This is a genomic window from Streptomyces sp. NPDC087270, assembly GCF_044744625.1.
Taxonomy (GTDB): Bacteria; Actinomycetota; Actinomycetes; order Streptomycetales; family Streptomycetaceae; genus Actinacidiphila.
Genome location: NZ_JBIUYR010000003.1, coordinates 339461 through 364591 on the forward strand (window position 1 = coordinate 339461; position 25131 = coordinate 364591).

Genomic DNA, 25131 nt, shown 5'->3' on the forward strand with positions numbered 1-25131 from the left:
ATGTTGTGCGGTGCGCCATTGGCCGGGCCCGCCGCCGTACGCGAGGATTGCGGGCATGGATCTGCTGACGGCACTGGTGGGCAAGGGTCTGCGGCGCGAGCCGCCGACGCGGGACGAGGCGCTGGCGGTGCTCGCGACCTCCGACGACGAACTGCTGGACGTGGTGGCCGCGGCGGGCCGGGTGCGCCGGCAGTGGTTCGGTCGCCGGGTCAAGCTCAACTACCTGGTGAACCTCAAGTCCGGTCTCTGCCCGGAGGACTGCTCGTACTGCTCGCAGCGGCTCGGCTCGCAGGCCGACATCCTCAAGTACACCTGGCTGAAGCCGGACGAGGCGGTCGCGGCGGCCACGGCGGGGGTGTCCGGGGGCGCGAAGCGGGTGTGCCTGGTGGCCAGCGGGCGCGGGCCGACCGACCGGGACGTGGACCGGGTCTCGAAGACCATCGAGGCGATCAAGGACGGCAACGAGGGCGTGGAGGTCTGCGCCTGCCTCGGGCTGCTCTCCGGCGACCAGGCGGAGCGGCTGCGGGCCGCGGGCGCGGACGCGTACAACCACAACCTCAACACGTCCGAGGGCACCTACGCGGACATCACCACGACGCACACCTACGCCGACCGGGTGGACACGGTGCGGCAGGCCCAGGCGGCGGGGCTGTCGGCGTGTTCGGGGCTGATCGCGGGGATGGGCGAGAGCGACGCCGACCTGGTGGACGTGGTGTTCTCGCTGCGGGCGCTTGACCCGGACTCGGTGCCGGTCAACTTCCTGATCCCGTTCGAGGGCACCCCGCTGGCCAAGGAGTGGAACCTCACCCCGCAGCGGTGCCTGCGGATTCTGGCGATGGTGCGGTTCGTCTGCCCGGACGTGGAGGTACGGCTGGCCGGCGGGCGCGAGGTGCACCTGCGCAGCATGCAGCCGCTCGCGCTGCACCTGGTCAACTCGATCTTCCTCGGCGACTACCTGACGAGCGAGGGGCAGGCCGGGCAGACCGACCTCGACATGATCGCGGACGCCGGCTTCGAGGTGGAGGGCGCCGACACCACCACGCTGCCCGCGCACCGGCGGTCCGACGAGGCGCGCACGGCGGCCGGTTCGGGCTGCGGGTCCCACGACACGGCGTGCGGATCGTGCGAGCACGGCGAGCCGGCTACGGCTACGGCTACGGCTACGGCTACGGCTACGGCTACGGGCCAGCCTGCCGGCACGGCGTCGGGTTCGGGTTCGGGTTCGGGCACGGGTCCCCGTACGGACCTGGTCGCCGTGCGCCGGCGAGGCGCGGGGACGGACCTGCCGCCCAATGCCTGAACCGCTGCCGGTGGACGTGCTGCTGGACCTGGACCGGCGGCACGTCTGGCACCCTTACGGCCCGATGCCCGGCCGCCAGGAACCCCTGGTGGTGGAGTCGGCCTCGGGCGTACGACTGCGGCTCGCCGCGCCCGCCCAGGGCAGGACCGAGCTCGTGGACGGCATGTCGTCCTGGTGGTCGGCGATCCACGGCTACCGGCACCCGGTGCTCGACGAGGCCGCCCACGCCCAACTGGACCGGATGAGCCACGTCATGTTCGGCGGGCTCACCCACGAGCCTGCGGTGCGGCTGGCCGCGCGGCTGGTCGAGATCACTCCGGAGCCGTTGCGGCACGTCTTCCTCGCGGACTCCGGCTCGGTGTCGGTCGAGGTGGCGCTCAAGATGTGCCTGCAGTACTGGCGTTCGCTGGGGCGGCCGGGCAAGCGGCGGCTGCTCACCTGGCGTGGCGGGTACCACGGCGACACCTGGCAGCCGATGTCGGTATGTGACCCGGATGGCGGTATGCACCATCTATGGTCCGGTGTGCTACAGGAGCAGGTCTTCGCGGACGCGCCGCCGCCCGGATTCGACGCGGAGCCGTCGGCCGCGTACGCCGCCCACCTGCGCGAGCTGATCGGGCGTCACGCCGACGAGCTGGCCGCGGTCGTGGTGGAACCCGTCGTCCAGGGCGCGGGCGGGATGGCGTTCCACTCCCCCGCGTACCTGCGGGTGCTGCGGGAGGCGTGCGACGAGTACGACGTCCTGCTCGTCCTCGACGAGATCGCCACCGGGTTCGGCCGCACCGGACGGCTGTTCGCGGCCGAGCACGCGGGGATCGCGCCCGACGTGATGTGCGTCGGCAAGGCGCTCACCGGGGGGTACGTCTCCCTCGCCGCGGCCCTGTGCACCTCCCGGGTGGCCGAGGGGATCTCGCGCGGCGAGGTGCCCGTGCTCGCGCACGGCCCCACGTTCATGGGGAACCCGTTCGCCGCGGCCGTGGCGAACGCGTCGCTTGACGTCCTGCTCGCCCAGGACTGGGCGACCGAGGTCAAACGGATCGAGGCCGGGCTGCGGGAAGGGCTCGCGCCCGCCGCCGAGTTGCCCGGGGTGCGCGATGTCCGCGTGCTCGGCGCGATCGGGGTGGTCCAGCTCGACCACCCCGTCGACATCGACGCGGCCACCCGCGCCGCGGTCGGCTCGGGTGTATGGCTGCGGCCCTTCCGCGACCTCGTCTACGCGATGCCCCCTTACGTCACCGGGGACGAGGACGTCGCCCGGATCAGTGCGGCCATCGTCGCGGCGTCCGCCGCCGGCTGAACCCGGGGCACCCCGGCCGCCCGGGGTGCCCCCGCGCCGGCCTCCCGCAGGGAGCGGCACCCGGCGAAGAAGCGCGGGTCGTCGTGGAGTCCACGGCCGCTGACCGGCCTCACAGGTGCCGGGCCAGGTCGGCCATGTCCACCAGCGGCAGGCCCCAGCGCAGCGCGGCGATCTCCAGATCGGCGGCCTTGGCCATGGTGCCGTCGTGGTTCATGACCTCGCAGCAGACGCCCACCGGCGGCAGTCCGGCCGCCGTGCACAGCGCGACGGTGGCTTCCGTGTGGCCGGCACGCTCCGCGAGGCCGCCCGGGCGAGCGGCCAGGGGGAAGACGTGCCCGGGCCGCAGGAAGTCCGCCGGCCGGGCCTCCGGATCGGCCAACCGCCGTACGGTCGCGGCACGTTCCGCCGCCGAGACACCGGTGCCGGTCGCCGCCGCCAGGTCCACCGGGACGTGCGGCCGGGTGCCGTGCCGGTCGCCGGGGCCCGGCACCGGGCCGAGCTCCAGCACCTCGGGCGCGCACGGCACCGTGGAGTGGCCGCAGACCTGGGTGAGCAGGAAGGTGAACGCCTCGGGGCGCAGCCGCGCCCCCGCGAACACCACGTCGCCCTCGCACTCCCGTTCCGGGTCCCAGATCACTACCCCACCGCCGGCCGCGAGTTGCGCCACTGCCTGCTGCACGCCCCGGGCGCCGGTGACCCGTCCCGCCCACGGCAGCGCCGCGACCACCTCGGACACCGCCCGATGCGGGTCCTGCGGCCAGCGCCGCGCCAGTCGGGTGACCAGGTCGGGCTCCAGGTTGACCTGGTCCCCCACGGACAGGTCCGCCAGCGTGGTGGCCTGGAGCGTCAACGGGACCAGCGCCACCGCGAACCGGTCCCGGGCCACCTCGGCGACGGTGAGGCTGACCCCGTCGACCGCCACCTGGACCTTGGCCGTGACCAGCGCGTGGAACCGCTCGGGCGGCTTGATCCACATCCGCCGCATCGGGCCGTCGTCATCGATCCGTACGACCTTGCCGACGGCCTCGACGTCGCCCTGGACCAGGTGCCCGCCGCTGGGATCGCCGAGCCGCAACGGCGTCTCGACGTTGACGCGCGTCTGGGGCGGGATACGGCCGAGCGTCGACCTGCGCCGGGTGTCGGCCGACACGGCCGCCGCCAGGACACCGTCCTGCCCGGCGACCGGCGCCACCGTCAGCCCCACGCCGTTCACGCAGATCGAACAGGTCGCGGACCTGGCCGCTTCGGGCGCCCGCACCATGATGAAGTCCGGGCCCTCGGCCACCACGGTGCCGACCTCGTGAATGTGTCCGGTGAACAACTCGTACCACCTCTCGTCAGCGGCCGGACGACAACCGGCCGCGGGGAGAACCGCGCAGGGGCCCGCGTCGGGCCCGAGAGGTGGCGGGGTGTCACCGCTTGGCGCCGGAATCACACCGGCTCGTCCCACCGCGACGGGTGGAACCGGCGGGCTCTCACCGCCGCACCTTGGAATCGCACCGCCGCCATCCAACACGAGCCGCAACTGCCGGGCAAGCAGCGCGCGCGGCCCGCTCGACCGGCTCCACCCGGCTGCTTACGGGCCGGCGCGCGCCGCCTTCGCGCCGGTCGCCAGGGCCCGGGACAGGGGGCTCGGTTTGTGCGAGGTGGGGGGTGGGCGGGCATGCTGGGGGCTTTCCGAGGGGAGTGCGGGTATGGCGATCGTTGTGGTGACCGGGACGGGCACCGAGGTGGGCAAGACGGTGGCGACGGCGGCGGTCGCGGCTGCTTCGCTGGCGCAGGGGCTGAGCGTGGCGGTGCTGAAACCCGCGCAGACGGGGGTGCTTGAGGGCGAGCCCGGGGACGCCGCGGAGGTCGCGCGGCTGGCCGGTGAGGTGACGGCGGTGGAACTGGCGCGCTACCCGGAGCCGTTGGCGCCGGCCACGGCGGCGCGGCGGTCGGGGCGGCCGGCGGTGACCCCGGAGGAGATCGCCGAGGCCGCGGCGAAGCTCTCGGCCGTGCACGACGTGGTGCTGGTGGAGGGCGCCGGGGGGTTGCTGGTGCGGTACGACGAGAAGGGCTCCACGCTGGCGGACACGGCGTCGCTGCTGCACGCGGGCGTGCTGCTGGTCGCACCCGCGGGGCTGGGCACGTTGAACGCGACGGCGCTGACCGCGGAGGCGATGCGGGCCCGCAAGCTCACCTGCCTCGGTGTGATCATCGGCAGTTGGGCGAGCGAGCCGGGCCTGGCCGAGCGCTGCAACGTGCTGGATCTGCCGGAGTCGGCGGGGGCGCCGCTGCTGGGTGCGTTGCCGCAGGCTGCCGCGTCCCTGTCGCCGACGGCGTTCCGCGCCGCGGCCCGTGACTGGCTCGCGCCGCAGCTGGGCGGCGTGTGGGACCCGGCCGCCTTCGCGCACGTCTACGGGCCTCCGCAGCCCGCCGCGCAGGGGTAGGGGGCAAGGGCGGGGCGGGGGTTGGCGGCCCGGTCCGGATCGGCGCCCCGGCGACACCCTCAGCCGGTCCAGGCGCGCAGCTCGCGGGCGATCCGGTCGACGCCGACCCCGCCGTCCTTGACCAGGCGGGCCAGATCGCGGACCTGCTCGGGCGAGGTGGTGACCTTCAGCCCCTCCGCGACGAGGTAGGCGTAGGCCACGGCGGTGGCGAACAGCGCGTTGGACCGCTCCAGGGCCGGGACGTGCAGCAGCAACTGGAGCAGCGCGGCCGCCCGCAGGTGCTCGTCTCCGTAGACGGGGCGGCCGAATATCTCGGCGCGGTGCCGGCTCACGGCGGCGACGAGCGCGCCCCAGTCGGTGACCTGCGGGTCCCCCGGCGTGTTGTGTTCGGCGACCATCAGCAGCCAGGCGAGGTCGATCCGCAGGGTCAACGGGCGCCTTCACCGGTGGGGGGCGTGCTGCCGAACTCCTCGTCGAAGACCGCTTCGTACCGCTTCATGAAGTCGGCCGCGGCCTGGACGAAGGCCCGGCCGTTCTCCCCCTCGTCCTGCTGGACGAGTTCCTCGATGTAGCGGTTCACGCTGATGCCGCGCTGCGAGGCGCGTTCCCGCGCCGTCTCCGCGGTGGCTTCTTCCACCCGCACGTTCAACTGGGTTTTCGCCATGCGTCCACGCTAGCGCTCGGGTGCTAGTAGCGGCAAGAGCGCTCTGCGGGATCGCCCGGGCCGCGCGGCCCGTGGCGCGCCGTCGGCGTGTCCCCCGCGTGTCTCGGATCGCGAAATCCTCCGGGGCGCGGCGAGCGGGGCTGGTTGGCTGGGGCGCATGAGCGATCTTCGGATACGGCCGGCAGCGGTCGCGGACGCCGGCGCCGTACTGGCCTTCTGGCAGGTGGCCGCGGAGGGCACCAGCATCAGTGACGACGAGACGGGCGTGGCCGGGCTGGTCACGCGGGACCCCGAGGCCCTGCTGCTCGCCGAGCGTGACGGGGCCCTGGTGGGGACGGTGATCGCGGGGTTCGACGGGTGGCGGTGCCATCTGTACCGGCTGGCCGTTCACCCGGATGCCCGCCGGCAGGGTGTGGCCCGGGCGCTCCTGGAGGCAGCGGAGGAACGGTTCCTCGCGCTCGGGGGGCGGCGCGGCGACGCGATGGTGCTGGAGGCGAACGAACGGGCGCAGCACGCGTGGCGGGCCGGCGGCTACCTGCCGGAGGAGCAGTGGCGGCGCTGGACGAAGTGGTTGGGCTAGCGCCCGGCGTGGGCGGGCCCCCCAGGGTGCCCCGTACTGTCGGTTCCGGACCGATCCCCCGGAGGGGGGCTTGTCGCGCGGTTCCCCGCGCCCCTTGATCGGGCACCCGGGCGCACTTCGCCGGGTTCGTGTGGGTGCGGGTGGGCGGGGGCTGGTTGATCATGGGGGGTGAGGTGTTCCGATGATCGAAACGCTCCTGGTGGCGGTGGCGCTGCTGCTCACGTTCGTGTGCGGTGTGTTCGTCGCCGCGGAGTTCTCGTTGACGACCGTCGAGCGCGGCGAGCTGGAGCGCGCGGCGGCGGGCGGGGAGCGCGGGGCGGCGGCCGCGCTGGCCGCGGTCCGTTCGCTGACCGTGCAGCTGTCCGGCGCGCAGCTCGGGATCACCGTCACCGGGCTGATCATCGGCATGCTGGCCGAGTCGTCGGTCGCGAAGCTGCTGCGCGGGCCGCTGCGGGCCGCGGGGCTGCCCGCGTCCGGGGCGGCGTCGCTGGCGCTGGTGCTGGGCACCGCGCTGTCCACGGTGGCGCTGATGGTCATCGGCGAGCTGGTGCCGAAGAACTGGGCGATCTCGCGGCCGCTGGAAGTGGCGAAGGCGGTCGCGACCCCGCAGCGCGCGTTCAGCACGGCGTTCGGGCCGCTGATCCGGCACCTGAACAACACCGCCAACCGGGTGCTGCGCCGGATGGGCCTGGAGCCGGCCGAGGAGCTGGCCTCCGCGCGCGGCCCGCAGGAGCTGCGCGCGCTGGCCCGGCACTCCGCGAAGGCGGGCGCCCTGGAGCCGGACACCGCCGAGCTGTTCGTCCGGACCATCGGCCTGGCCGACCTGACCGCCCAGAACGTGATGACGCCCCGGGTCCAGGTGACCGCCCTGGAGGCGCGCGCCACCGCCGAGGACGTCGCGAACGCCACCCGCGCCACCGGACTGTCCCGCTTCCCGGTCTACCGCGGCACCCTCGACGCGGTGATCGGCACCGTGCACATCAAGGACGTGCTGGCGGTCCCCGCCGACCGCAGGCCCCGGGTGCCGGTCACCGAGCTGTTGCGCGAGCCGCTGCTGGTGCCGCACTCCCTGGCCGTGGACCGGCTGCTCGACCGGTTCTCCGCCCGCCGCTCGATGGCCGTGGTGATCGACGAGTACGGCGGCACCGCGGGCGTCGCCACGCTGGAGGACATCGTGGAGGAGGTGGTCGGCGAGGTGCGGGACGAGCACGACCCGCTCGAAGCGCCCGACCTGCTCTTCCTGCGCGAGGACCCGCTGGGCCGCCGGATCTACGACGCGGACGGCGCGGCCCGCACCGAGGACCGGCTGGAGCGGATCGGGCTGCACGCGCCCGACGGGCCGTACGAGACGCTGGCCGGGCTGGTCGCGCAGCGGCTCGGGCGGATTCCGGAGCGCGGTGACGTGGTCGAGGTGGAGGGCTGGCGGATCGAGGTGACCGACGCGAGCGGGCGGCGCGCGGCGCGGGCCCGGCTGGTGTCCCCGCCGAGCGGGCCCGGCACCGACGCTACCGGTACGGCCGCCGACGGGACGGGGGCCGCGCGGTGACCGCCGTCCAGCTGGTGGTGGGCCTGCTCACCATCGTGGTGAACGCCTTCTTCGTCGGCGCCGAGTTCTCGATGATCTCGGTGCGCCGCGACCAGATCGAGCCGCGCGCCGAGGCGGGCGACCGGCGGGCGCGGCGGGTGCTGTGGGGCCTCGAACACGTCTCGCCGCTGCTGGCCGCCGCACAGCTCGGCGTCACCGCCTGCACGCTGGTGCTCGGCATCGTCGCGGAGCCGGCCATCGAGCACCTGCTGGAACCGCTCTTCCATGCCGCGCACGTGCCGGACGGCGCGGCGCGCCCGGTGTCGTTCGTGATCGCGCTGGCAGTGGCGACCTATCTGCACATGCTCTTCGGGGAGATGGTGCCGAAGAACATCACGCTCGCCGACCCGGTGCGGTCCGCCCTGCTGCTGGGGCCGCCCCTGGTCGCGCTCACCCGGGCGCTGCGTCCGCTGATCTTCGCGATCAACGCGCTCGCCAACGCGGGGCTGAAGCTGGCGCGGGTGGAGCCGCGTACCGAGATCGCCGCGGTGTTCTCCGACGACGAGCTGTCGCGGATGGTGGTGGACGCGGGCGCCGCCGGGCTGCTGGACGAACGGGCCGCCGAGCGGCTGCGGGACGCGCTGGAGCTGGGGCGGCGGCCGGTCGGCGAGATCGTGGTGCCGCCGGAGCGGGTGGTACGCGCCCGGCTCGGCATCACCGCGGAGGGGCTGGAGGCCCTGAGTGCCCGGTCCGGCTTCTCCCGCTTCCCGGTCGCCGACGACGACGGGCGCGTCCTCGGCTACCTCCACGTCAAGGACGCGCTCGACGCCGAGCCGCGCGACGCGCCCTTCCCCCGGTCGGCGCTGCGCCGGATCACCCGCGTCGGCGCGGCCACCCCGCTCGACGACGTCCTCACCGCGATGCGCGCCGGCCGCGCCCACCTCGCCGCCGTCGTGGACGCCGACGGGCACGGGGTCGGCCTGGTCACCATGGAGGACGTCCTCAAGGAGCTGGTGGGGCGGGGCCGGCCCTGACCCTCGGGCACCCGACCGGCGCGCACGGCAATTCCGTCGTGCCGCGCAATGCGCATTCCCGACTTTCGATCTACCCGATTATTGATCAACCCGGCTGACCTCTCGGCGAGGCCGCTTCGGAAAAGACCTGGTGGATTGCCATTCTTCCACTACGGCCGATGACCGGCCGGCGTCGATTTCGGGGAGTGATGAAGTGACGGCTGGCAGCACCGCGGAGCCGGTCGGCGTCGACGATTCGTACGAGGACGAGGTGCCGGCCAGGCGGAAGCGCCCGGGCAGCGTGTTCGTGAGCTGGGCGACCACCACCGATCACAAGACCATCGGCACGATGTACCTGGTGACGACGTTCGCCTTCTTCCTCATCGGCGGCATCATGGCGTTGCTGATGCGGGCCGAACTCGCCCGCCCCGGTCTTCAGTTCCTGTCCGCGGAACAGTACAACCAGGCGTTCACGATGCACGGCACCGTGATGCTGCTGCTGTTCGCGACACCGCTGTTCTCGGGATTCACCAACTGGATCATGCCGCTGCAGATCGGCGCGCCCGATGTCGCTTTCCCGCGGCTGAACATGCTCGCCTACTGGCTCTACCTGTTCGGCTCGCTGATCGCGGTCGGCGGATTCCTCACCCCGCAGGGCGCGGCCGACTTCGGCTGGTTCGCGTACTCGCCGCTGAACAACGCGATCAACTCGCCCGGTATCGGCGCCGACATGTGGATCATGGGCCTGGTGATGACGGGCTTCAGCACGATCTTCGGCGCCGTCAACTTCATCACCACGATCATCTGCATGCGCGCCCCGGGCATGACCATGTTCCGGATGCCGATCTTCTGCTGGAACGTGGTGCTCACCTCGCTGCTGGTCCTCTTCGCCTTCCCGGTGCTGGCCGCCGCGCTGCTGTGCCTGGAGGCCGACCGGAAGTTCGGGGCGCACGTCTTCGACGCGGCCAACGGCGGCGCGATCCTGTGGCAGCACCTGTTCTGGTTCTTCGGCCACCCCGAGGTCTACATCATCGCGTTGCCGTTCTTCGGGATCATCACCGAGATCATCCCGGTCTTCTCCCGCAAGCCGATCTTCGGATATCTGGGGCTGGTCGCGGCGACGATCGCCATCGCCGGCCTCTCGGTGACGGTGTGGGCGCACCACATGTACGTCACCGACTCGGTGCTGCTGCCGTTCTTCTCGTTCATGACCTTCCTGATCGCGGTACCGACCGGGGTGAAGTTCTTCAACTGGATCGGCACGATGTGGAAGGGCTCACTGAGTTTCGAGACGCCGATGCTGTGGTCGATCGGCTTCCTGATCACGTTTCTCTTCGGCGGGCTGACCGGTGTCATCCTGGCATCGCCACCACTGGACTTCCACGTCTCGGACTCCTATTTCGTGGTCGCGCACTTCCACTACGTGGTCTTCGGCACCGTGGTGTTCTCGATGTTCGCCGGATTCCATTTCTGGTGGCCGAAGATGACCGGCAAGATGCTCGACGAGCGGCTCGGCAAAATCACCTTCTGGACGCTGTTCTTCGGCTTCCACGGGACTTTCCTGGTCCAGCACTGGCTGGGCGTCATCGGAATGCCGCGCCGCTACCCGGACTACCTCGCGGCCGACGGCTTCACCACGCTCAACACGGTCTCCACCATCAGTTCCTTCCTGCTCGGCATGTCGATGCTGCCGTTCCTCTACAACGTGTGGAAGACCGCGAAGTACGGCAGGAAGGTCGGGGTCGACGACCCGTGGGGCTACGGCCGTTCGCTGGAGTGGGCGACCTCCTGCCCGCCGCCGCGGCACAACTTCGTCACGCTGCCCCGGATTCGGTCCGAGTCCCCCGCGTTCGACCTGCACCACCCGGAGATCTCGACCCTCGACGACGCCTCGCACCGGCCCGACCGCTCCATCACCGTGCCGCGGGGCGACACCCACCAGTAGCTGCCGACGACCGGACGGGACCCACGCGTGGGCGCGGACAGGAACGACCACTCAGGGCTCGACCGGATCGAGGGCTACCTGCTGTGGAACGCGGAGCTGGCGCAGGCGCGCCGCGAGGCTGCCGGTTTCACCGCCCATCTGCCCTGGCTGACCACCGCGCAGCGCGAGGAGGTCGAACGGGTCTATGTCGCCGACCGGGTGCGGCTGTCCCGCGAGACGCTGCGGCGCGTCATCGACCGCGCCGCGGAGCTGCGCGGCGAGTACGGCGAGCGCTACGAGTACCTCAGAAGGCGCTGCGTGGCGGCCGCCGTGGTCGGCGCCGGGGCGACGGCCGGCGCGCTGGGCGCCGCCGCGTACCTGATCCGCTGACGGCACACGCCGGCGGCGCCGGGGGCGCCGCCACCACCGCGTTTCCCGCCGGTAGGATCTGCGTGCCATGCAGACGCCAGCCACGTACTCCAGCCTCGTCGCCGTCGGGGACTCCTTCACCGAGGGCATGTCGGACCTGCTGCCCGACGGTTCGTACCGCGGGTGGGCGGACCTGCTCGCGGCGCGGCTGGCGGCCGCGTCCCGGGAAGCGGGCGGCGAGGGCGTGCGGTACGCCAACCTCGCGGTGCGCGGCAAGCTGATCCGGCAGATCTCCGACGAGCAGGTGGACGCGGCGGCCGCGATGCGCCCGGACGTGATCACGCTGGTCGGCGGGCTCAACGACGTCCTGCGGCCCGGCTGCGACGTGGCGGCGGTGTGCGAGGTGCTGGAGAGCTGCGTGCAGCGCCTCGCCCCGGCCTGCGACCGCCTGGTGCTGATGCGCAGCCCGATCAGGCGGGGCCCGGTGGCGACGCGGTTCCTGCCGCGGATGGTGGAGCTGTTCGACTTCGTGGAGTCGCTGGCGGCCGCGCACGGCGCGGTCGTCGTCGACCTGTACGGGGCACAGGTGCTGGGCGACGCACGGATGTGGGCCGAGGACCGGCTGCATCTGACCGCGGAGGGCCACGAACGGGTCGCCGAGGCGGTCTGGCAGGCGCTCGGCCTGCCCGAGCAGGCGGAGTGGACCAGCCCGCTGCCGCCGGAGGTGCGCGCCGGCTGGGCCGCCCGCCGCGTGTCCGACCTGCGCTTCACCCGCGCCCACCTGCTGCCGTGGATCGGCCGCCGCCTGACCGGGCGGTCCAGCGGCGACGGCCGCAGCCCCAAGCGCGCCGAGTTGCTGCCGTACGACCTGCCCGGCGACCCGCCGCCCACTCCGTCCTACGCCCGGGGTGCCGCGCGCACGGTCCCGAGCGGCGAGGGCTGACCGTACGGGACACCCCGCGCGACCAGTAGAATCTCCCCACGTGACAGCCAAGCCGCGTATCCCGAATGTCCTCGCCGGTCGCTATGCCTCCGCGGAGCTGGCCGCGCTGTGGTCGCCCGAGCAGAAAGTGGTGCTGGAGCGCCGGCTGTGGCTGGCGGTGCTGCGCGCCCAGGCGGACCTGGGCATCGAGGTGCCGGCGGGGGCCGTCGAGGACTACGAGCGGGTGCTGGAGCAGGTCGACCTCGACTCGATCGCGGAGCGCGAGAAGGTCACCCGGCACGACGTGAAGGCCCGGATCGAGGAGTTCAACGCGCTTGCCGGGCACGAGCAGGTGCACAAGGGCATGACCTCGCGCGACCTGACCGAGAACGTCGAGCAGTTGCAGATCCGGCTGTCCCTTGAGCACGCGCGGGACCGCACGGTCGCGGTGCTCGCCCGGCTCGGCCAGCTCGCCGGGCAGTACGGCGAGCTGGTGATGGCGGGCCGCTCGCACAACGTCGCGGCGCAGGCGACCACGCTCGGCAAGCGGTTCGCCACCGCGGCCGACGAGCTGCTGGTGGCGTTCGGGCGGGTCGAGGAGCTGCTGGCGCGGTATCCGCTGCGCGGCGTGAAGGGCCCGGTCGGCACCGCGCAGGACATGCTGGACCTGCTCGGCGGGGACAGCGGCCGGCTCGCCGAGCTGGAGCACCGGGTCGCCGAACACCTGGGCTTCTCGCGGACGTTCAGCTCCGTCGGCCAGGTCTACCCGCGCTCGCTGGACTACGAGGCGGTGACCGCGCTGGTGCAACTGGCCGCGGCGCCCTCGTCGCTGGCCAAGACGATCCGGCTGATGGCCGGGCACGAACTGGTCACCGAGGGCTTCAAGCCCGGGCAGGTCGGCTCCTCGGCGATGCCGCACAAGATGAACACCCGCTCCTGCGAGCGGGTCAACGGCCTGATGGTGGTGCTGCGCGGCTACGCCTCGATGACCGGTGAGCTCTCCGGCGACCAGTGGAACGAAGGCGACGTGTCCTGCTCGGTGGTGCGCCGGGTGGCGCTGCCGGACGCGTTCTTCGCGTTCGACGGGCTGCTGGAGACGTTCTTGACGGTGCTCGACGAGTTCGGGGCGTTCCCGGCGGTCGTCTCGCGCGAGCTGGACCGCTACCTGCCGTTCCTGGCCACCACGAAGGTGCTGATGGGCGCGGTGCGGGCCGGGGTGGGCCGGGAGGCCGCGCACGAGGCGATCAAGGAGAACGCGGTCGCGTCGGCGCTGGCCATGCGCGAGCAGGGCACCGAGCGCAACGAACTGCTGGACCGGCTCGCCGCCGACCCGCGTATCCCGCTGGACCGGGCCGCGCTGGACGCGCTGATGGCCGACCGGCTGTCGTTCACCGGCGCCGCGGGCGATCAGGTCGCGGAGGTCGCGCGCCGGGTCGAGGAGGTCGTCAAGGCGTACCCGCGCGCGGCGGCGTACCGGCCGGGGGCGATCCTCTGACGCCGGAGGAACTGGCACAGGCCCGCACCCGCACCCTGCGGGACGTGGTCGGGCCGGGGCTCAACGTGCTGTTCTGCGGGATCAACCCGGGGTTGATGTCGGCGTACCGGGGCGAGCACTTCGCCCGGCCGGGCAACCGGTTCTGGCCGGCGCTGCACGCCTCCGGTTTCACCCCGCGCCGGTACGCGCCCGCCGAGCAGGAGGACGTGCTCGCGCTCGGCTTCGGGCTCACGAACGTGGCGCCGCGGGCGACCGCGCGGGCCGACGAGCTGACCGCGGAGGAACTGGTCGCGGGCGGCCGGGCGCTGACCGCGAAGGTGGCCCGGCACCGGCCGCGGTGGCTCGCGGTACTCGGCGTCACCGCGTACCGGATCGCGTTCGCCGACAAGCACTCCGTGGTCGGGCCGCAGGAGCGCACGCTGGGCACCACCCGGGTCTGGGTGCTGCCCAGCCCCAGCGGCCTGAACGCGCACTGGACGCCGGCGGCCCTGGCCGAGGAGTTCGCCCGGCTTCGCGTGGCGGCCTTCGCCGAGAACCCGACGGGCACGGCCCCGGCCCCGGACACGGACGCGGGCTCCGCTGCGGCGGTGGCGCCCGGCGCCCGGCTCAGGAGCGGCTGAACTCCCCCCGCGGAGGCCGCATCAGGCGACCCGCCGCCTCCCGGAACCCGGCCACCAGCGGGTTACGGTCGCCGGCCCGGGTGGCGACGACCACCTGGCACGGCTCGATCCCGTCGACCGGCACCACGGCGAGGTCGTCCCGGTCGGCGCAGCGGCGGTCGTAGGCGGGCACCAGGGCGATGGAGCGCCCGTCCGCGACGCCTTCGAGCTTGTCCTCGAAGGTCTCGGCGAGCAGCGGGCCGAGCGGGGCGGAACCGCCGTCCGGATGCGGGTTCAGCCGCCAGAACGCGGTCCAGACCGCGGCCATTCCGGCGCAGGCGATGAGGGGCTCCCCCGCGAAGTCGTCCGGGCCGACCGACTCCTTGCCGGCCAGGCGGTGGTCCGCGGGCACCAGCAGCGCGCGCGGCTCGTCGTAGAGCACGCCCACGCTCAGGCCGTCGTCCGGGATGGGCAGCGGGGTGCGGGCGACGAGCACGTCGACCTCGCGGTCGGGCAGGGCGCGCGTCTCGTTCCAGTCCAGGTGCCGGGTGCGGACGTGGGCCTCGGGGTAGCGGCGGCGCAGCTCGCGCACCGCGGCGGTGACGACGAGGTCCTCGACGTATCCGACGGTGATGGTGTGGGCCCGCGCGGCGGAGCGGGCGGTGCGCGTCGCCTGGCCCGCGGCCTGGAGGAGCCCCTGCGCCTGCGGCAGGAAAGCCGCTCCGGCCGGGGTGAGGGCACTGCCCTGCGTGGTGCGGTCCAGCAGCCGCACGCCGAGGGTGTCCTCCAGCCGCTGGATCTGCCGGCTCAGCGAGGGCTGGGCGACGTGCAGCGCCTGCGCGGCCCTGGCGAAGTGCAGATGCTCGGCGACGACCACGAAGTACCGCACCAGCCGCAGGTCGAGGTCCGGTCCGGGGTCGGAGGCGGCGTCCGGACCGGGTGCCGCCGCGGGCGGGGCGTCGTCGGGCATGCCGCCAGCCTACTCGTGATGCGGATTCCGCATGACGTGGTGCGAAACGGGTCTTGGACGCCCCTGCCCGGGCGGCTGTTGACTCGAACGTGTCCCCACCGAGGCCGGCCCGGAGGGACGTGAACCGGAAACCGACTCCTGGAACAGAGGGTGTCCGCCATGGGCAGGTACGAAGGAAAGAACGTCGTGATCACCGGGGGCAGCAGCGGGCTGGGGCTGGCCACCGCCCGTCTCCTGGTGGGTGAGGGCGCCCGGGTCCTCGTCACCGGACGCGGCCAGGACGCCCTGGACGCGGCCCGCGAGCAGCTCGGCGGCGACGCGGTCGCGGTGCGCAGCGACGCGTCGTCGCTGTCCGACATCGACGCGCTGGCCGACCGCGTGAAGGCCGAACTCGGCACGGTGGACGCGCTGTTCGCCAATGCCGGGGTCAGCGGCTTCGCACCGTTCGAGGCGACGAGCGAGCAGCTCTTCGATGAGTTGCTGACGATCAACGCCAAGGGGCCGTACTTCACGGTGCAGAAGCTCGCCCCGCTGCTGGCCGAGGGGAGCGGCGTGGTGCTGACCACCTCCGTGGCCAACGTGCTGGGACTTCCCGCGCTGAGCGCCTACGCGGCGAGCAAGGCGGCGCTGCGCTCGATGACCCGCAGCCTGGCCCGTGAGCTGCTGCCGCGGAAGGTCCGGGTCAACGCGGTGAGCCCCGGCCCGATCGACACCGGCATCCTGGAGAAGACGATGCCCAAGGAAGCGGTGGAGGCGACCGTGGCCCAGATGGCCGCGGACATCCCGATGCTGCGCGTGGGCACCCCGGCGGAGGTCGCCAGGGCGGTCGCCTTCCTCGCCTTCGACGCCACGTACACCACCGGCGCCGAACTCGCGGTGGACGGCGGCGGCTCCCAGCTCTGAGGCCCGTGCCACGGGCGGGAGCGGACCGATGCCCGCTCCCGCCCGACCGCCCGTCAGCCCGTCGACCCGCACCGCCCACTCCCGCCCGACCGCCCGCCAGCCCGTCGACCCGCACCGACCGCCCGTCAGCCCGCGGCTACCGCGTCCGCGCCGGCCCGCCCGTCCCCGAGGGGCGCGATCCGGACGGTGGCCGCCCGCATCCGGTCGCTCATCGCGCCGACGTCCCCGTACTTGCGCGTGTACGCGTCGTCGATCGCCCGCGTCAGCCGCGCGTCCGTCCGCGCGGGGACGTCGAAGGCGACCTGCCGTACGGTGCCGTCCACGCGGACGGCGCCGCGGTGCCTTTCCTGGGTGGCCCGGAACCAGCGGGACGAGGGCCCCCGGGAGGCGCGCACGAACACCGCGCCGTCCACGACCACCACACCGATCTCCACGCCCGCACCCCGCCGCCTTCCGGGGGCGCCGTCACGCCGCCACGGTCCCGGGCGCCTTGAGCGCCTCGGCGAAGAACCCGGTGAGCTTCTCGACGGCCGGGGTGACGTACTCGTCGCGGTCGTAGAGGTCGACGTGGTCGGCGCCGTCGATCCAGAACAGCTCCTTGGGCTCGCGCGCCTTCTCGATCGCTCCGACGGTGAAGTAGTCGGAGACGGCCTCGGTGCCGGCGATCATCAGCAGCGGGCGCGGCGCGATGAGCGCGATCAGCCGGAACGCGTCGAACTGGGTGAGCAGGTCCAGGCTGCGCGCCGCGAACCAGTTCTCGGTGCGGGGGTGATGAGCCCGCTCGGTGCGGTAGTAGTCCCAGCCCTCGTGGATGTGGCGGGTGATGCTCTTCTTCACCGCGCCGCGCTCGGGCTCGTCCTCGGGGTGGATCTGCTGCCTGCGGACCTCGCCGTCGCGTGCCTCGCCGGTACGGGCGGCGGCGGACAGGTCCAGCATCGCCGCGAGTTCGCCGGGTGTCTGGGTGCCGCCGAGTCCGTCGCGGAACCAGCTCCCCTCGTCGGCCGCGCTGACCGTGCCGACGGCCCTGATCCGGTGATCGGTCGCGGCCGCCGCGGCGACGTACCCGCCCGAGGCGCAGATGCCGAGCGCGCCGATCCGCTCGGGGTCGACCTCGTCGCGGACGCTGAGGAAGGTGACGGCGCTCTTGATGTCCTCGACCCGCTGCGCGGGGTCCTCCAGGAAGCGGGGCAGGCCCTGGCTGTCGCCCCAGTGGGCCGCGTCGAAGGCGAGGGCCACGAAGCCGGCCCGGGCCAGCCGCGCCGCGTAGAGGCCGGCGGTCTGCTCCTTCACGCCGGTCATCGGGTGCGACACGACGATCGCCGGACGCGGCCCGGCGGCGGGGGTGTCGGGTGTGTGGAGATGTCCGGCCAGGGTGAGACCGGCGCTGTCGAACGTCACATCGATACGCATGGGGTGGTGCTCCGCATCCCTCGGCGCAACGGGACCGCGGCGACCCGCGGAGCCCGGTGGCCGTCGTGGCCACACGCTCCACCGTCACGCCGTGGGATGCCCGGTGCCAGGGAGGGGTGTGCCTAGGGAGTCCGGTACCAGGCACCCCGCCGCGTCCGGGAGGAGACTGACGGTATGGACCGCCACCACGAACCCGGAGACGGCAACGAGCTGGGCGAGTTCCTGCGCGCCCGCCGTGCCGCCCTCGACCCGCGCCGGGCCGGGCTGCCGCACCACGGCGGGCTGCGCCGCGTGCCGGGGCTGCGCCGGGAGGAGCTGGCGCAGCTCGCCCACGTGAGCTTCGACTACGTCGTCCGGCTCGAACAGGGGCGTACCCGCAAGGTCTCCCGCGCCGTCCTGGACGCCCTGGCGGACGCGCTGCGGATGACGCCGGACGAGCGCGACTACCTCTTCGGCCTCGCCGACCTCTCCCCGCGCAAGGCCGCCCGCGCCCCGGGGCTGCCGGACGTGGCACCGCGCCTGCGGCAGCTCCTGGACGACATGCACGACGTCCCGGCGATGGTCGTCCACCGGCGGATGGACGTCCTGGCCTGGAACCGCGCGGCGGCCGCCCTGCTCACCGACTTCGCCGCGCTGCCCCCGGCCCGGCGCAACATCATCCGCCTGACCTTCCTCGACGACGCCTTCCGCGCGCAGTACGTGGACTGGCCGGTGGTGGCCCGAGAGTGCGTCGCGGTGCTGCGCATGGAGTCCGGCCGGCATCCCGACGACCCGGACCTCGGCGCCCTGATCGCCGAGCTGAACGAGAAGGACGCGGACTTCCGCGCCTGGTGGGCCGACTACCGCGTGGCCGGGCCCCGGCAGTTGACCAAGCGCATGCGCCACCCCACCGCCGGCGAGCTGACCCTGGACGTCCAGCAGTTGTCCGTCGACACCGACGCCGACCAGTTGCTGGCCGCGTACACCGCCCACGACGCGAACTCCCGCGACGCGCTGGACTTCCTCCTGCGGTGGTCCAGCGGACCCCGCCCCGCGCGCGCCTCGTCGCAACCCTGATAACTTCGCCGCGCGGACACCGACGCGACCCGATGCCGGCCGGCATCCGGGCTCCGCTGCGCCGGCGTCCCAGCAGGTCGTACGGTGTGCGGCGGTGGCACGCGGCAGGCCGGTGCGGGGCCGGCCGGGCGTGGTCGGGCGCAGTCGGGCGGAAGCGTGCCCGGTGGCACTCGCCGGGTGGCTCCGCGCCGGGTACGATCCGCCACACACAGGTACAGGCTGGGAGGACACACCTTGGAGCGCCTCACCGGTGGGGACCCGTCCCTGCTCCGGCGGATCAACTCCGCGGTCGTCCTCCACGCGTTGCGCGGAGCGCAGACCCCCACGCTCACCGAGCTGGTGCACACCACCGGGCTGTCCCGCCCGACGGTCGAGGGCGTCATCGAGGGACTCACCGAGTCGGACCTGGTGGTCGAGGTCGCCCCGGAGCCGGGCGACACCCGCAAGCAGGGCCGGCCGGCCCGCCGGTTCCGCTTCCACGCCGAGGCCGGGCACCTGCTGGGCGTCGAGATCGGCGCGCACCAGGTGCGGGCGGTCCTGTCCGACCTCAGCGGCCAGGTGCTGGACACGCTCGGCCACGACGTGGCGGAGGCGGCCGGCGCCGACGACCGGATCGACCGGGTCCGCGGCACCGTCGCCGACCTGCTGCGCAAGGCCGGCGTGGCGCGCAGCACGCTGTGGGCGGTGGGGGTGGGCAGCCCCGGCATCGTGGAGGCGGGCGGCGAGGTGCGGCTGGGCACGGCGCTGCCGGGCTGGACCGGGCTGGCGCTCGGCGAGCGGCTGCAACGCTCCTTCCGCTGCCCGGTGCTGGTGGAGAACGACGCGAACCTGGCCGCGGTCGCCGAGCACTGGAAGGGCGCCGCGGTCGGCACGGACGACGTGGTGTTCGTGCTGGCCGGGCTGAGCCCGGGCGCCGGTTCGCTGATCGGGGGGCGGCTGCACCGCGGTTTCGGCGGCGCGGCCGGGGAGATCGGCGCGCTGCACCTGCTGGGGCGCGAGGTGACCCCCGAGCACCTGCTGTCGACCACCGGGACCCCGCTGCACCCGCTGGACGAGCCCGCCGTGGAGCGGGTGTTCGCGCTGGCCCGCGAGGGCGATGTGCAGGCGAAGGACGCGCTGGACCGGTTCCTGCGCCGGCTGGTGCACGACGTGGCCGCGCTGGTGCTGGCGATCGACCCGGAACTGGTGGTGGTCGGCGGCTGGGCGGCGGGTCTCGACGGCGTACTGGAGCCGCTGCGCGCGGAGTTGGCGCGTTACTGCCTGCGGCCGCCGAACGTGGTGCTGTCCGCGCTGGGCCAGGAGGCGATCGCCACGGGGGCGCTGCGGCTGGCGCTGGACCACGTGGAGGAGCAGTTGTTCGCGGTCGAGCAGACGTCGCTGCCCCGGCACTGAGCGGACTCGGCCGGTCGGGGCGGCCGGCCGGTCGAACCGGGTCGGATACGGCGTACCGCGTGCGGCGCCGGTACGGGCCCGGGACGCGCGGCGCCGTACGCGCACGACCGCGGCCCGCTCCCGTGGTTCACGGAAGCGGGCCGGGGGTGGAGCGCGGGCGGGCCGGGTTCGGGCCCGGCCGTCAGGACGCCTGGCGGCGGCTGCCGGGCTGGTCGTGCAGCACTTCCAGCGCGCCGGAGTCGCCGAAGGTGAGCCGGCAGGTGTCGGCGCGGTACGTCGCGACGGAGGCGGCGGCGACGCGGCCGGCCGCGTAGTAGCGGGTGGTGACCACCAGGACGGGCGCGCCGGGCAGCCGGTCGAGCTGCTTGGCGTCCTCGGCGCGGGCCGAGCCCAGCTCGACGGAGCGGTCCTCGCCCTCCAGCTCCAGGACGTGCAGTTCGCGCAGCACCGCGGGGCCGTGCTCGGCCGGGGTGAGCAGCGTCGACAGCCCGGGCACGGACGAGGCCGGCACGTAGAGCAGTTCGGTGGCGACCGGCTGGCCCTGGGTGACCCGCTCGCGCCGGACGGTGTGCACCGCCTCCTCGCGGTCGGTGCCGAGCAGCGCGGCGATCGGGGCGGGGGCGGCGGCCTCGACGCAGCCCACGGTGTTCCAGGCGTCGCGCACGGCACCTGGCCACACGTTCGCCGACGGGCCGACGGCCACGCCGATCCTGGGCGGCGCCACGGTGGTGCCCACGCCGCGCCTGCGCTGGAGCCGGCCTTCCAGCTCGAGCTGTTCGAGCGCCTGGCGGAGCGTGGCCCGCGCGACGCCGAAGCGCGCGGCGAGGTCACGCTCGTTGGGCAGGATCTCGCCGACCTCGAACTCCGAGTCGAGGGCGTCGTTCAGCACGGTCTTGAGGTGCCAGTACTTCGGCTCCTGCACCGCTTCGAGCTGCGTGGTCCCCACCCTGTCCTCGCAATCGCCGTGGTCGTGGCCGCCGGACCCTGCCGGGGGTCACACCTTGTTAAGCCTTGTTTCCGAACCAGTGTTTATTAAAGGTCCTTGCACTACTAGGACGATAGAGGCGCGTCGCAAACTTGGTCAAGACCAATCCTCGAACCCACCCATGCGTGGCGGAACCGGATACATGTGACGTTCATACGATGTTGACGGTGTGCTGCAATAGCGTTCGTGATCTCCGCGGGACGGAGCGGGGACGGAGCACGGCCGGGCCGAGCAGGCGCCGAGGGCACGACGCCGCACGGCACGGACACGGCACGAACACAGCGCGACATGGCGAACGGCACAGCGAGGAGCAGGGCGATGGAGCAGGTCACCGTGGTCACGGGCGGCAGCCGCGGCATCGGGGCGGCGGTGGCGCTGCGGCTGGCCGATGCCGGCCACCAGGTCGCGATCGGCTACGAGCGGGCGAAGGACGCCGCGGAGGACGTGGCCCGGCAGATCCGCGCGGGCGGCGGGACCTGCCTGGTGCACCAGGTCGACACCAGCGACGAGCAGCAGGTCGACACGTTCTTCGGCGCGGTGCGCGACGAACTCGGCCCCGCCACCGGCCTGGTGAACAACGCGGGCATCACCGGCCCGCTCGGCCGGTTCGCGGAGACCCCGGTCGAGGTGATGCGCCGGGTCGTCGACGTCAACGTGATGGGCGCGCTGATCTGTGCCCGCCGCGCGGTGCTGGACATGTCCACGCGGTACGGCGGGGAGGGCGGCGCGATCGTGAACATCTCCTCGGGCGGGGCCACGTTGGGCAGCCCCGGCGAGTACGTGCACTACGCGGCGAGCAAGTCGGCGGTCGACGCGATGACGGTCGGCCTGTCGAAGGAACTGGCCGAGGAGGGCGTGCGGGTCAACTCCGTGCAGCCCGGGATGATCGTGACCGACATCCACGCGGCGATGGGTGACGCGCAGCGGCCGTGGCGCAAGAGCGACCGCATCCCGATGCGGCGCCCCGGGCAGCCGGAGGAGGTGGCCGGCGCGGTGGCGTGGCTGCTCTCGCCCGACGCGTCGTACACCACGGGTGCGGTCCTGCGGGTGACCGGCGGGCTGTAGCCACCGGCGGGCGGCGGGCCGGGCGGGCGGCACCGGCGGCGGGCGGTCCGCCCGGGCGGCCCAGGCGAACCGGGCGAACCGAGCGGCGGCGTATCGGGCGGCGTACGGACCGGGCGGCGGGGCAACCCACCCGCTCCGCACGCCTCACCTACCGCGTCGAGCCGCATCCGCGGTGATCTTTCCGCGGCACAAGTGTTGACCTGAGCATGGCCGAAACCCGACGGTGATACGGGGTAACCCGGGGGTAACCCGCGCGGCGCCCCGCGGGGGCACAATCCGGTTGCCCCGCAACCGACTTCGGACAACTTCAGAGGAGCACCATGCCCGGTTCCGTCGCCGACGACGCCGTGAAGCCCGCACCCGCGCCGCCGCCGGCCGGCCACCTGCTGGAACGCTGGTTCCGGATATCCCAGCGGGGTTCCACGCCCGGGCGGGAGGTGCGGGGCGGGCTCGCGACCTTCTTCGCGATGGCCTACATCCTGGTGCTCAACCCGCTCATCCTCAGCGGCAGCAAAGCCCACCCGGTGCTGGACAAGTACGGCACCAGCCTCTCCCCGGCGCAGGTGCTGACCGTCACCGCGCTCGTGGCCGCGGTGATGACGGTGATCATGGGGGTGGGCGGCAACCTGCCGCTGGCCATCGCCACCGGGCTCGGCCTCAACGCCGTGGTCGCCTACCAGCTGGCGCCCAAGATGAGCTGGCCGGACGCGATGGGCCTGGTCGTCCTGGAGGGCCTGCTGATCTGCGTGCTGGTCGTCACCGGCCTGCGGCAGGCGATCATGGAAGCCATCCCGCAGGCGATCAAGAAGGCGATCGCCGTCGGCATCGGCATGTTCATCGCCTTCATCGGCCTGGTCGACGCCGGGTTCGTCAGCCGTATCCCGGACGCGGCCAATACCACCACCCCGGTGCAGCTCGGCGGGACCGGCACCCTCACCGGCTGGCCGGTCCTGGTCTTCTGCGTCGGCGTCCTGCTCACCATCTCCCTGGTCGCGCGCCGGATGCGCGGCGCGATCCTGATCAGCATCGTGGTCATGACGATCGTGGCGCTCGTCGTCAACAAGATCGCGGACATCCCCGACCTGGCCTGGGGGCTCAACCCGCCGAGCGTTCCGCACAAGGCCGTCTCCACCCCGGACTTCGGACTGGTCGGCCAGTTCAGCCTGTTCGGCGGGTTCCGCGACGCCGGTGTGGTGACCTGCGTCCTGTCGGTGTTCACGCTGGTGCTGTCGGACTTCTTCGACGCGATGGGCACGATCGTCGGCATCTCCAGCGAGGCGGGCCTGCTCGACGAGGAGGGCCGGGTGCCGAACATCGGCCGGGTGCTGTTCATCGACGGCGCGGCGGCGGTCGCCGGGGGCATGGCGTCGTCGTCCTCCAACACCGCGTACGTGGAGTCGGCGGCGGGCGTCGGCGAGGGGGCCCGCACCGGGCTGGCGAGCGTGGTGACCGGCGTGCTGTTCGCGTTGGCGCTCTTCCTGTCGCCGCTGGCCGGGGTGGTGCCCTCGCAGGCGGCGGCGCCGGCGCTGGTCGCGGTCGGCTTCCTGCTGATGGCGCAGGTGCGCACCATCGACTGGACCGAGTACGACACCGCCATCCCGGCGTTCCTGACCATCGCGGTGATGCCCTTCACCTACAGCATCACCAACGGCATCGGCGCCGGCTTCCTGTCCTACGTCGTGCTCAAGACAGCGCTCGGCAAGATCCGCGAGGTGCACCCGCTGGTGTGGTGCGTGTCGCTCTTCTTCCTCGCCTACTTCGCGATCGACCCGCTCCAGCAGGCGTTCGGCGTCAAGTAGCCCGGCCCCGGCGGGCGGTCCGGCCGGGACCGCGCTCCCGCGGACGAGCGGCCCGACGGCCGTACGGAACCGGCGTGCCCGCCGGGCCCGCGCCCTCCCCCGCGCCGTCCGCGGTCCGCCGGAGGAGGGGGCAGGCAGACACGCGGACGGGCTTCGAAGCTCCGACCGGGACGGGGGCGCCCGGTCGGAGCCGCTGGCCGAGCCGGTGCGCGCACCGGCCCGTACTGAGACAACTCCCCCCATCCCGGCGGAGTTCCCGCCCCGCGCGCATAAATGCGAACGGGGTTTCCGACCTGTGCGCCCTGCCGTTCCCCCGCCGTTCCCGCACCGCTCCCCCGCCGTTCCCGCACCGCTCCCCCGCCGTTCCCGCACCGCTCCGCCGCACCCGCGACCGGCCCTCCCGGGCCGCCCCGGCCCGCCCCCGCTCAGCGCCGACGCGCCGCCGGCACCGGCTCCTCCCCGCCCGCCGGGCCGCCCAACGCCGTACCGGGGGCCTCCCGCAGCGCCGAGCCGCCGCCGGAACCGTACGCCCGCCCGCGTACCCCGCGTACCCCGCGCAGCGCGCCCGAGCCGACCGCCACGCCCGCCGCGACCAGCGCGCTGCCGGCCAACTGGCCCGCCCCCAGCGTCCCGACCGAGACCACCGGCGCGGTCAGCGCCGCCGAGACCGGGATCAGCCCGGAGAAGAGCGTGGCCCGCTCGGTGCCCAGCCGCTGGAACCCGGCGTACCAGCACACGAACCCGATCACGGTCGCGACGACCGCCTGCCAGCCCAGCGCCAGCGCCTCGGGTCCGGTCGGGGTACGGAACCCGTCGCCGACCGCGGCGAGCACCGCGGCCTCCACCGCGGCGAACCCGCACACGCAGGTGGACAGCAGCAGCGGGCCCAGCGGCCGTACCAGCGGCGCAGCCAGCAGCGCGAAGCCCACCTCGCCACCCAGCGCCGCCACCGACCAGGCCAGGCCCCGGCCGTCCGTGCCGCCCCAGCCCTGCACGGCGAACGCGCCCGCCGCCACCAGCACCGCTCCCCCGGTGACGGCCCTGCCCGGCCGGCGTCCTGCGGCCAGCGGGACCAGCACGGCCACCACCACGGGCGCGCAGCCCACCAGCACGCCGGGCACCGCGGGTTGCGCGGTGCGCTCCGCCGCGAGCACCGACAGGTTGAAGCCGACCATGCCGACCGCGGCGACGGCCGCGACCAGCGCCCACCGCCGTACGCCGAGCGCGCGCAGCCGGCCGCTCCCACCGCGGCACGCCGGACCGGCCAGCAGCAGGAACGCGGCGCCGTAGCGCAGTGCCTGGCCGCCGGCGTGCGGGTAGTGGACGAGCGCGCCGCCGGCGGTGAAGGACGCGCCCACCAGGACGCAGGCGACCGCGGCGAAGAGCGCGCCGCTGCGGGAGGAGGAGTTCATACCCGGACCGTACGGACGC

The 25131-nt window shown here is 73.7% G+C and carries 24 protein-coding genes; 16 read left to right on the plus strand and 8 right to left on the minus strand.

All coding sequences use genetic code 11. The annotated features are described in order from the left end of the window. Positions 1–55 precede the first annotated feature (55 nt). Together bioB and ACIPAE_RS08335 are read left to right on the plus strand one after the other, a co-directional pair. Positions 56–1300 carry a biotin synthase BioB gene (gene bioB, locus ACIPAE_RS08330; protein WP_402443736.1) on the plus strand — a complete coding sequence of 415 codons (1245 nt, stop codon included), beginning with the start codon at positions 56–58 and terminating at the stop codon, positions 1298–1300. Further along, complete coding sequence (locus ACIPAE_RS08335; protein ID WP_402443738.1) at positions 1293–2597, plus strand: adenosylmethionine--8-amino-7-oxononanoate transaminase; 1305 nt, start codon at positions 1293–1295, stop codon at positions 2595–2597. The genes bioB and ACIPAE_RS08335 overlap by 8 nt, the downstream gene beginning before the upstream one ends. Before the next feature lie 109 nt (positions 2598–2706). On the opposite strand, the gene ACIPAE_RS08340 is transcribed toward ACIPAE_RS08335, so the two are convergent. Further along, positions 2707–3918 (minus strand): 3,4-dihydroxy-2-butanone-4-phosphate synthase, encoded by a 1212-nt coding sequence (locus ACIPAE_RS08340; RefSeq protein ID WP_402443740.1) that lies wholly within the window; start codon positions 3916–3918, stop codon positions 2707–2709. 373 nt (positions 3919–4291) lie between these two features. On the opposite strand from ACIPAE_RS08340, the gene bioD reads away from it, so the two are divergent. Continuing rightward, positions 4292–5029: a dethiobiotin synthase gene (gene bioD / locus ACIPAE_RS08345; RefSeq protein WP_366410327.1), complete on the plus strand. Its 738-nt coding sequence runs from the start codon at positions 4292–4294 to the stop codon at positions 5027–5029. 59 nt (positions 5030–5088) lie between these two features. On the opposite strand, the gene ACIPAE_RS08350 is transcribed toward bioD, so the two are convergent. After that, a complete protein-coding gene (locus ACIPAE_RS08350; RefSeq protein WP_328459940.1) occupies positions 5089–5460 on the minus strand; it encodes a fic family toxin-antitoxin system, toxin component in 372 nt (123 codons plus the stop codon). Then, positions 5457–5693 (minus strand): antitoxin, encoded by a 237-nt coding sequence (locus ACIPAE_RS08355; RefSeq protein WP_328459941.1) that lies wholly within the window; start codon positions 5691–5693, stop codon positions 5457–5459. Before ACIPAE_RS08355 ends, ACIPAE_RS08350 begins: the two co-directional genes overlap by 4 nt. A 157-nt stretch (positions 5694–5850) precedes the next feature. Here ACIPAE_RS08355 and ACIPAE_RS08360 point away from each other — a divergent pair, with 157 nt between their 5' ends. The 8 genes from ACIPAE_RS08360 to mug all read left to right on the plus strand — a co-directional run bounded on the left by ACIPAE_RS08360 (position 5851) and on the right by mug (position 14141). After that, entirely contained in the window at positions 5851–6273 is a 423-nt protein-coding gene (locus ACIPAE_RS08360) for a GNAT family N-acetyltransferase (RefSeq protein ID WP_329373020.1), read from the plus strand. Positions 6274–6454: 181 nt separating this feature from the next. Then, on the plus strand, positions 6455–7819 hold the full coding sequence (locus tag ACIPAE_RS08365) for a hemolysin family protein (RefSeq protein ID WP_329373018.1): 1365 nt from the start codon (positions 6455–6457) through the stop codon (positions 7817–7819). After that, on the plus strand, positions 7816–8832 hold the full coding sequence (locus ACIPAE_RS08370; RefSeq protein ID WP_329373016.1) for a hemolysin family protein: 1017 nt from the start codon (positions 7816–7818) through the stop codon (positions 8830–8832). Before ACIPAE_RS08365 ends, ACIPAE_RS08370 begins: the two co-directional genes overlap by 4 nt. A 193-nt stretch (positions 8833–9025) precedes the next feature. After that, complete coding sequence (gene ctaD, locus ACIPAE_RS08375) at positions 9026–10756, plus strand: cytochrome c oxidase subunit I (RefSeq protein WP_402443743.1); 1731 nt, start codon at positions 9026–9028, stop codon at positions 10754–10756. A 27-nt stretch (positions 10757–10783) separates the two neighbouring features. Continuing rightward, positions 10784–11125, plus strand: a complete 342-nt coding sequence (locus ACIPAE_RS08380; protein ID WP_402443745.1) for a hypothetical protein — start codon at positions 10784–10786, stop codon at positions 11123–11125. 67 nt (positions 11126–11192) lie between these two features. Further along, positions 11193–12047: a GDSL-type esterase/lipase family protein gene (locus ACIPAE_RS08385; protein WP_402443746.1), complete on the plus strand. Its 855-nt coding sequence runs from the start codon at positions 11193–11195 to the stop codon at positions 12045–12047. Between the two features lie 40 nt (positions 12048–12087). Beyond that, positions 12088–13521, plus strand: coding sequence for an adenylosuccinate lyase (gene purB / locus ACIPAE_RS08390; RefSeq protein WP_329373008.1), 1434 nt, complete (start codon positions 12088–12090; stop codon positions 13519–13521). Beyond that, entirely contained in the window at positions 13518–14141 is a 624-nt protein-coding gene (gene mug / locus ACIPAE_RS08395) for a G/U mismatch-specific DNA glycosylase (RefSeq protein ID WP_402443959.1), read from the plus strand. Before purB ends, mug begins: the two co-directional genes overlap by 4 nt. Here the strand turns inward: mug and ACIPAE_RS08400 are convergent. Then, positions 14128–15090: a LysR family transcriptional regulator gene (locus tag ACIPAE_RS08400; RefSeq protein ID WP_402443749.1), complete on the minus strand. Its 963-nt coding sequence runs from the start codon at positions 15088–15090 to the stop codon at positions 14128–14130. The genes mug and ACIPAE_RS08400 overlap by 14 nt on opposite strands. A gap of 159 nt (positions 15091–15249) precedes the next feature. Here ACIPAE_RS08400 and ACIPAE_RS08405 point away from each other — a divergent pair, with 159 nt between their 5' ends. Then, a complete protein-coding gene (locus tag ACIPAE_RS08405) occupies positions 15250–15993 on the plus strand; it encodes an SDR family oxidoreductase (protein ID WP_366410334.1) in 744 nt (247 codons plus the stop codon). 125 nt (positions 15994–16118) lie between these two features. Here ACIPAE_RS08405 and ACIPAE_RS08410 read toward each other — a convergent pair whose 3' ends face one another. Together ACIPAE_RS08410 and ACIPAE_RS08415 are read right to left on the minus strand one after the other, a co-directional pair. Continuing rightward, positions 16119–16427, minus strand: coding sequence for a DUF2255 family protein (locus ACIPAE_RS08410; protein ID WP_402443751.1), 309 nt, complete (start codon positions 16425–16427; stop codon positions 16119–16121). 31 nt (positions 16428–16458) lie between these two features. Further along, the gene (locus tag ACIPAE_RS08415) at positions 16459–17403 is read right to left on the minus strand and encodes an alpha/beta hydrolase (RefSeq protein ID WP_402443753.1); all 945 of its coding nucleotides are present in this window, start codon (positions 17401–17403) and stop codon (positions 16459–16461) included. Positions 17404–17577: 174 nt separating this feature from the next. Between ACIPAE_RS08415 and ACIPAE_RS08420 the strand changes: the two genes are divergently transcribed. Both ACIPAE_RS08420 and ACIPAE_RS08425 read left to right on the plus strand, forming a co-directional pair. Beyond that, positions 17578–18459 carry a helix-turn-helix domain-containing protein gene (locus tag ACIPAE_RS08420; RefSeq protein WP_402443755.1) on the plus strand — a complete coding sequence of 294 codons (882 nt, stop codon included), beginning with the start codon at positions 17578–17580 and terminating at the stop codon, positions 18457–18459. 234 nt (positions 18460–18693) lie between these two features. Further along, positions 18694–19851, plus strand: coding sequence for an ROK family protein (locus ACIPAE_RS08425; RefSeq protein WP_328459958.1), 1158 nt, complete (start codon positions 18694–18696; stop codon positions 19849–19851). A 181-nt stretch (positions 19852–20032) separates the two neighbouring features. Here the strand turns inward: ACIPAE_RS08425 and ACIPAE_RS08430 are convergent, their stop codons facing one another. Then, positions 20033–20797: a GntR family transcriptional regulator gene (locus ACIPAE_RS08430; RefSeq protein ID WP_402443758.1), complete on the minus strand. Its 765-nt coding sequence runs from the start codon at positions 20795–20797 to the stop codon at positions 20033–20035. Positions 20798–21154: 357 nt separating this feature from the next. On the opposite strand from ACIPAE_RS08430, the gene ACIPAE_RS08435 reads away from it, so the two are divergent. Together ACIPAE_RS08435 and ACIPAE_RS08440 are read left to right on the plus strand one after the other, a co-directional pair. Beyond that, positions 21155–21901, plus strand: coding sequence for an SDR family oxidoreductase (locus ACIPAE_RS08435; RefSeq protein WP_402443760.1), 747 nt, complete (start codon positions 21155–21157; stop codon positions 21899–21901). 320 nt (positions 21902–22221) lie between these two features. Beyond that, a complete protein-coding gene (locus ACIPAE_RS08440) occupies positions 22222–23700 on the plus strand; it encodes an NCS2 family permease (protein ID WP_329372994.1) in 1479 nt (492 codons plus the stop codon). Positions 23701–24125: 425 nt separating this feature from the next. Here the strand turns inward: ACIPAE_RS08440 and ACIPAE_RS08445 are convergent, their stop codons facing one another. Next, on the minus strand, positions 24126–25112 hold the full coding sequence (locus ACIPAE_RS08445) for a DMT family transporter (RefSeq protein ID WP_402443762.1): 987 nt from the start codon (positions 25110–25112) through the stop codon (positions 24126–24128). Positions 25113–25131: the final 19 nt, after the last annotated feature.

Excerpts from the sequence above, each read along its gene's own strand:
- bioB (WP_402443736.1), top strand. The coding sequence starts at position 56 with ATGGATCTGCTGACGGCACTGGTGGGCAAGGGTCTGCGGCGCGAGCCG.
- ACIPAE_RS08335 (WP_402443738.1), top strand. The coding sequence starts at position 1,293 with ATGCCTGAACCGCTGCCGGTGGACGTGCTGCTGGACCTGGACCGGCGG.
- bioD (WP_366410327.1), top strand. The coding sequence starts at position 4,292 with ATGGCGATCGTTGTGGTGACCGGGACGGGCACCGAGGTGGGCAAGACG.
- ACIPAE_RS08355 (WP_328459941.1), bottom strand. The coding sequence starts at position 5,693 with ATGGCGAAAACCCAGTTGAACGTGCGGGTGGAAGAAGCCACCGCGGAG.
- ACIPAE_RS08360 (WP_329373020.1), top strand. The coding sequence starts at position 5,851 with ATGAGCGATCTTCGGATACGGCCGGCAGCGGTCGCGGACGCCGGCGCC.
- ACIPAE_RS08365 (WP_329373018.1), top strand. The coding sequence starts at position 6,455 with ATGATCGAAACGCTCCTGGTGGCGGTGGCGCTGCTGCTCACGTTCGTG.
- ACIPAE_RS08385 (WP_402443746.1), top strand. The coding sequence starts at position 11,193 with ATGCAGACGCCAGCCACGTACTCCAGCCTCGTCGCCGTCGGGGACTCC.
- ACIPAE_RS08400 (WP_402443749.1), bottom strand. The coding sequence starts at position 15,090 with ATGCCCGACGACGCCCCGCCCGCGGCGGCACCCGGTCCGGACGCCGCC.
- ACIPAE_RS08405 (WP_366410334.1), top strand. The coding sequence starts at position 15,250 with ATGGGCAGGTACGAAGGAAAGAACGTCGTGATCACCGGGGGCAGCAGC.
- ACIPAE_RS08415 (WP_402443753.1), bottom strand. The coding sequence starts at position 17,403 with ATGCGTATCGATGTGACGTTCGACAGCGCCGGTCTCACCCTGGCCGGA.
- ACIPAE_RS08420 (WP_402443755.1), top strand. The coding sequence starts at position 17,578 with ATGGACCGCCACCACGAACCCGGAGACGGCAACGAGCTGGGCGAGTTC.
- ACIPAE_RS08435 (WP_402443760.1), top strand. The coding sequence starts at position 21,155 with ATGGAGCAGGTCACCGTGGTCACGGGCGGCAGCCGCGGCATCGGGGCG.
- ACIPAE_RS08440 (WP_329372994.1), top strand. The coding sequence starts at position 22,222 with ATGCCCGGTTCCGTCGCCGACGACGCCGTGAAGCCCGCACCCGCGCCG.
- ACIPAE_RS08445 (WP_402443762.1), bottom strand. The coding sequence starts at position 25,112 with ATGAACTCCTCCTCCCGCAGCGGCGCGCTCTTCGCCGCGGTCGCCTGC.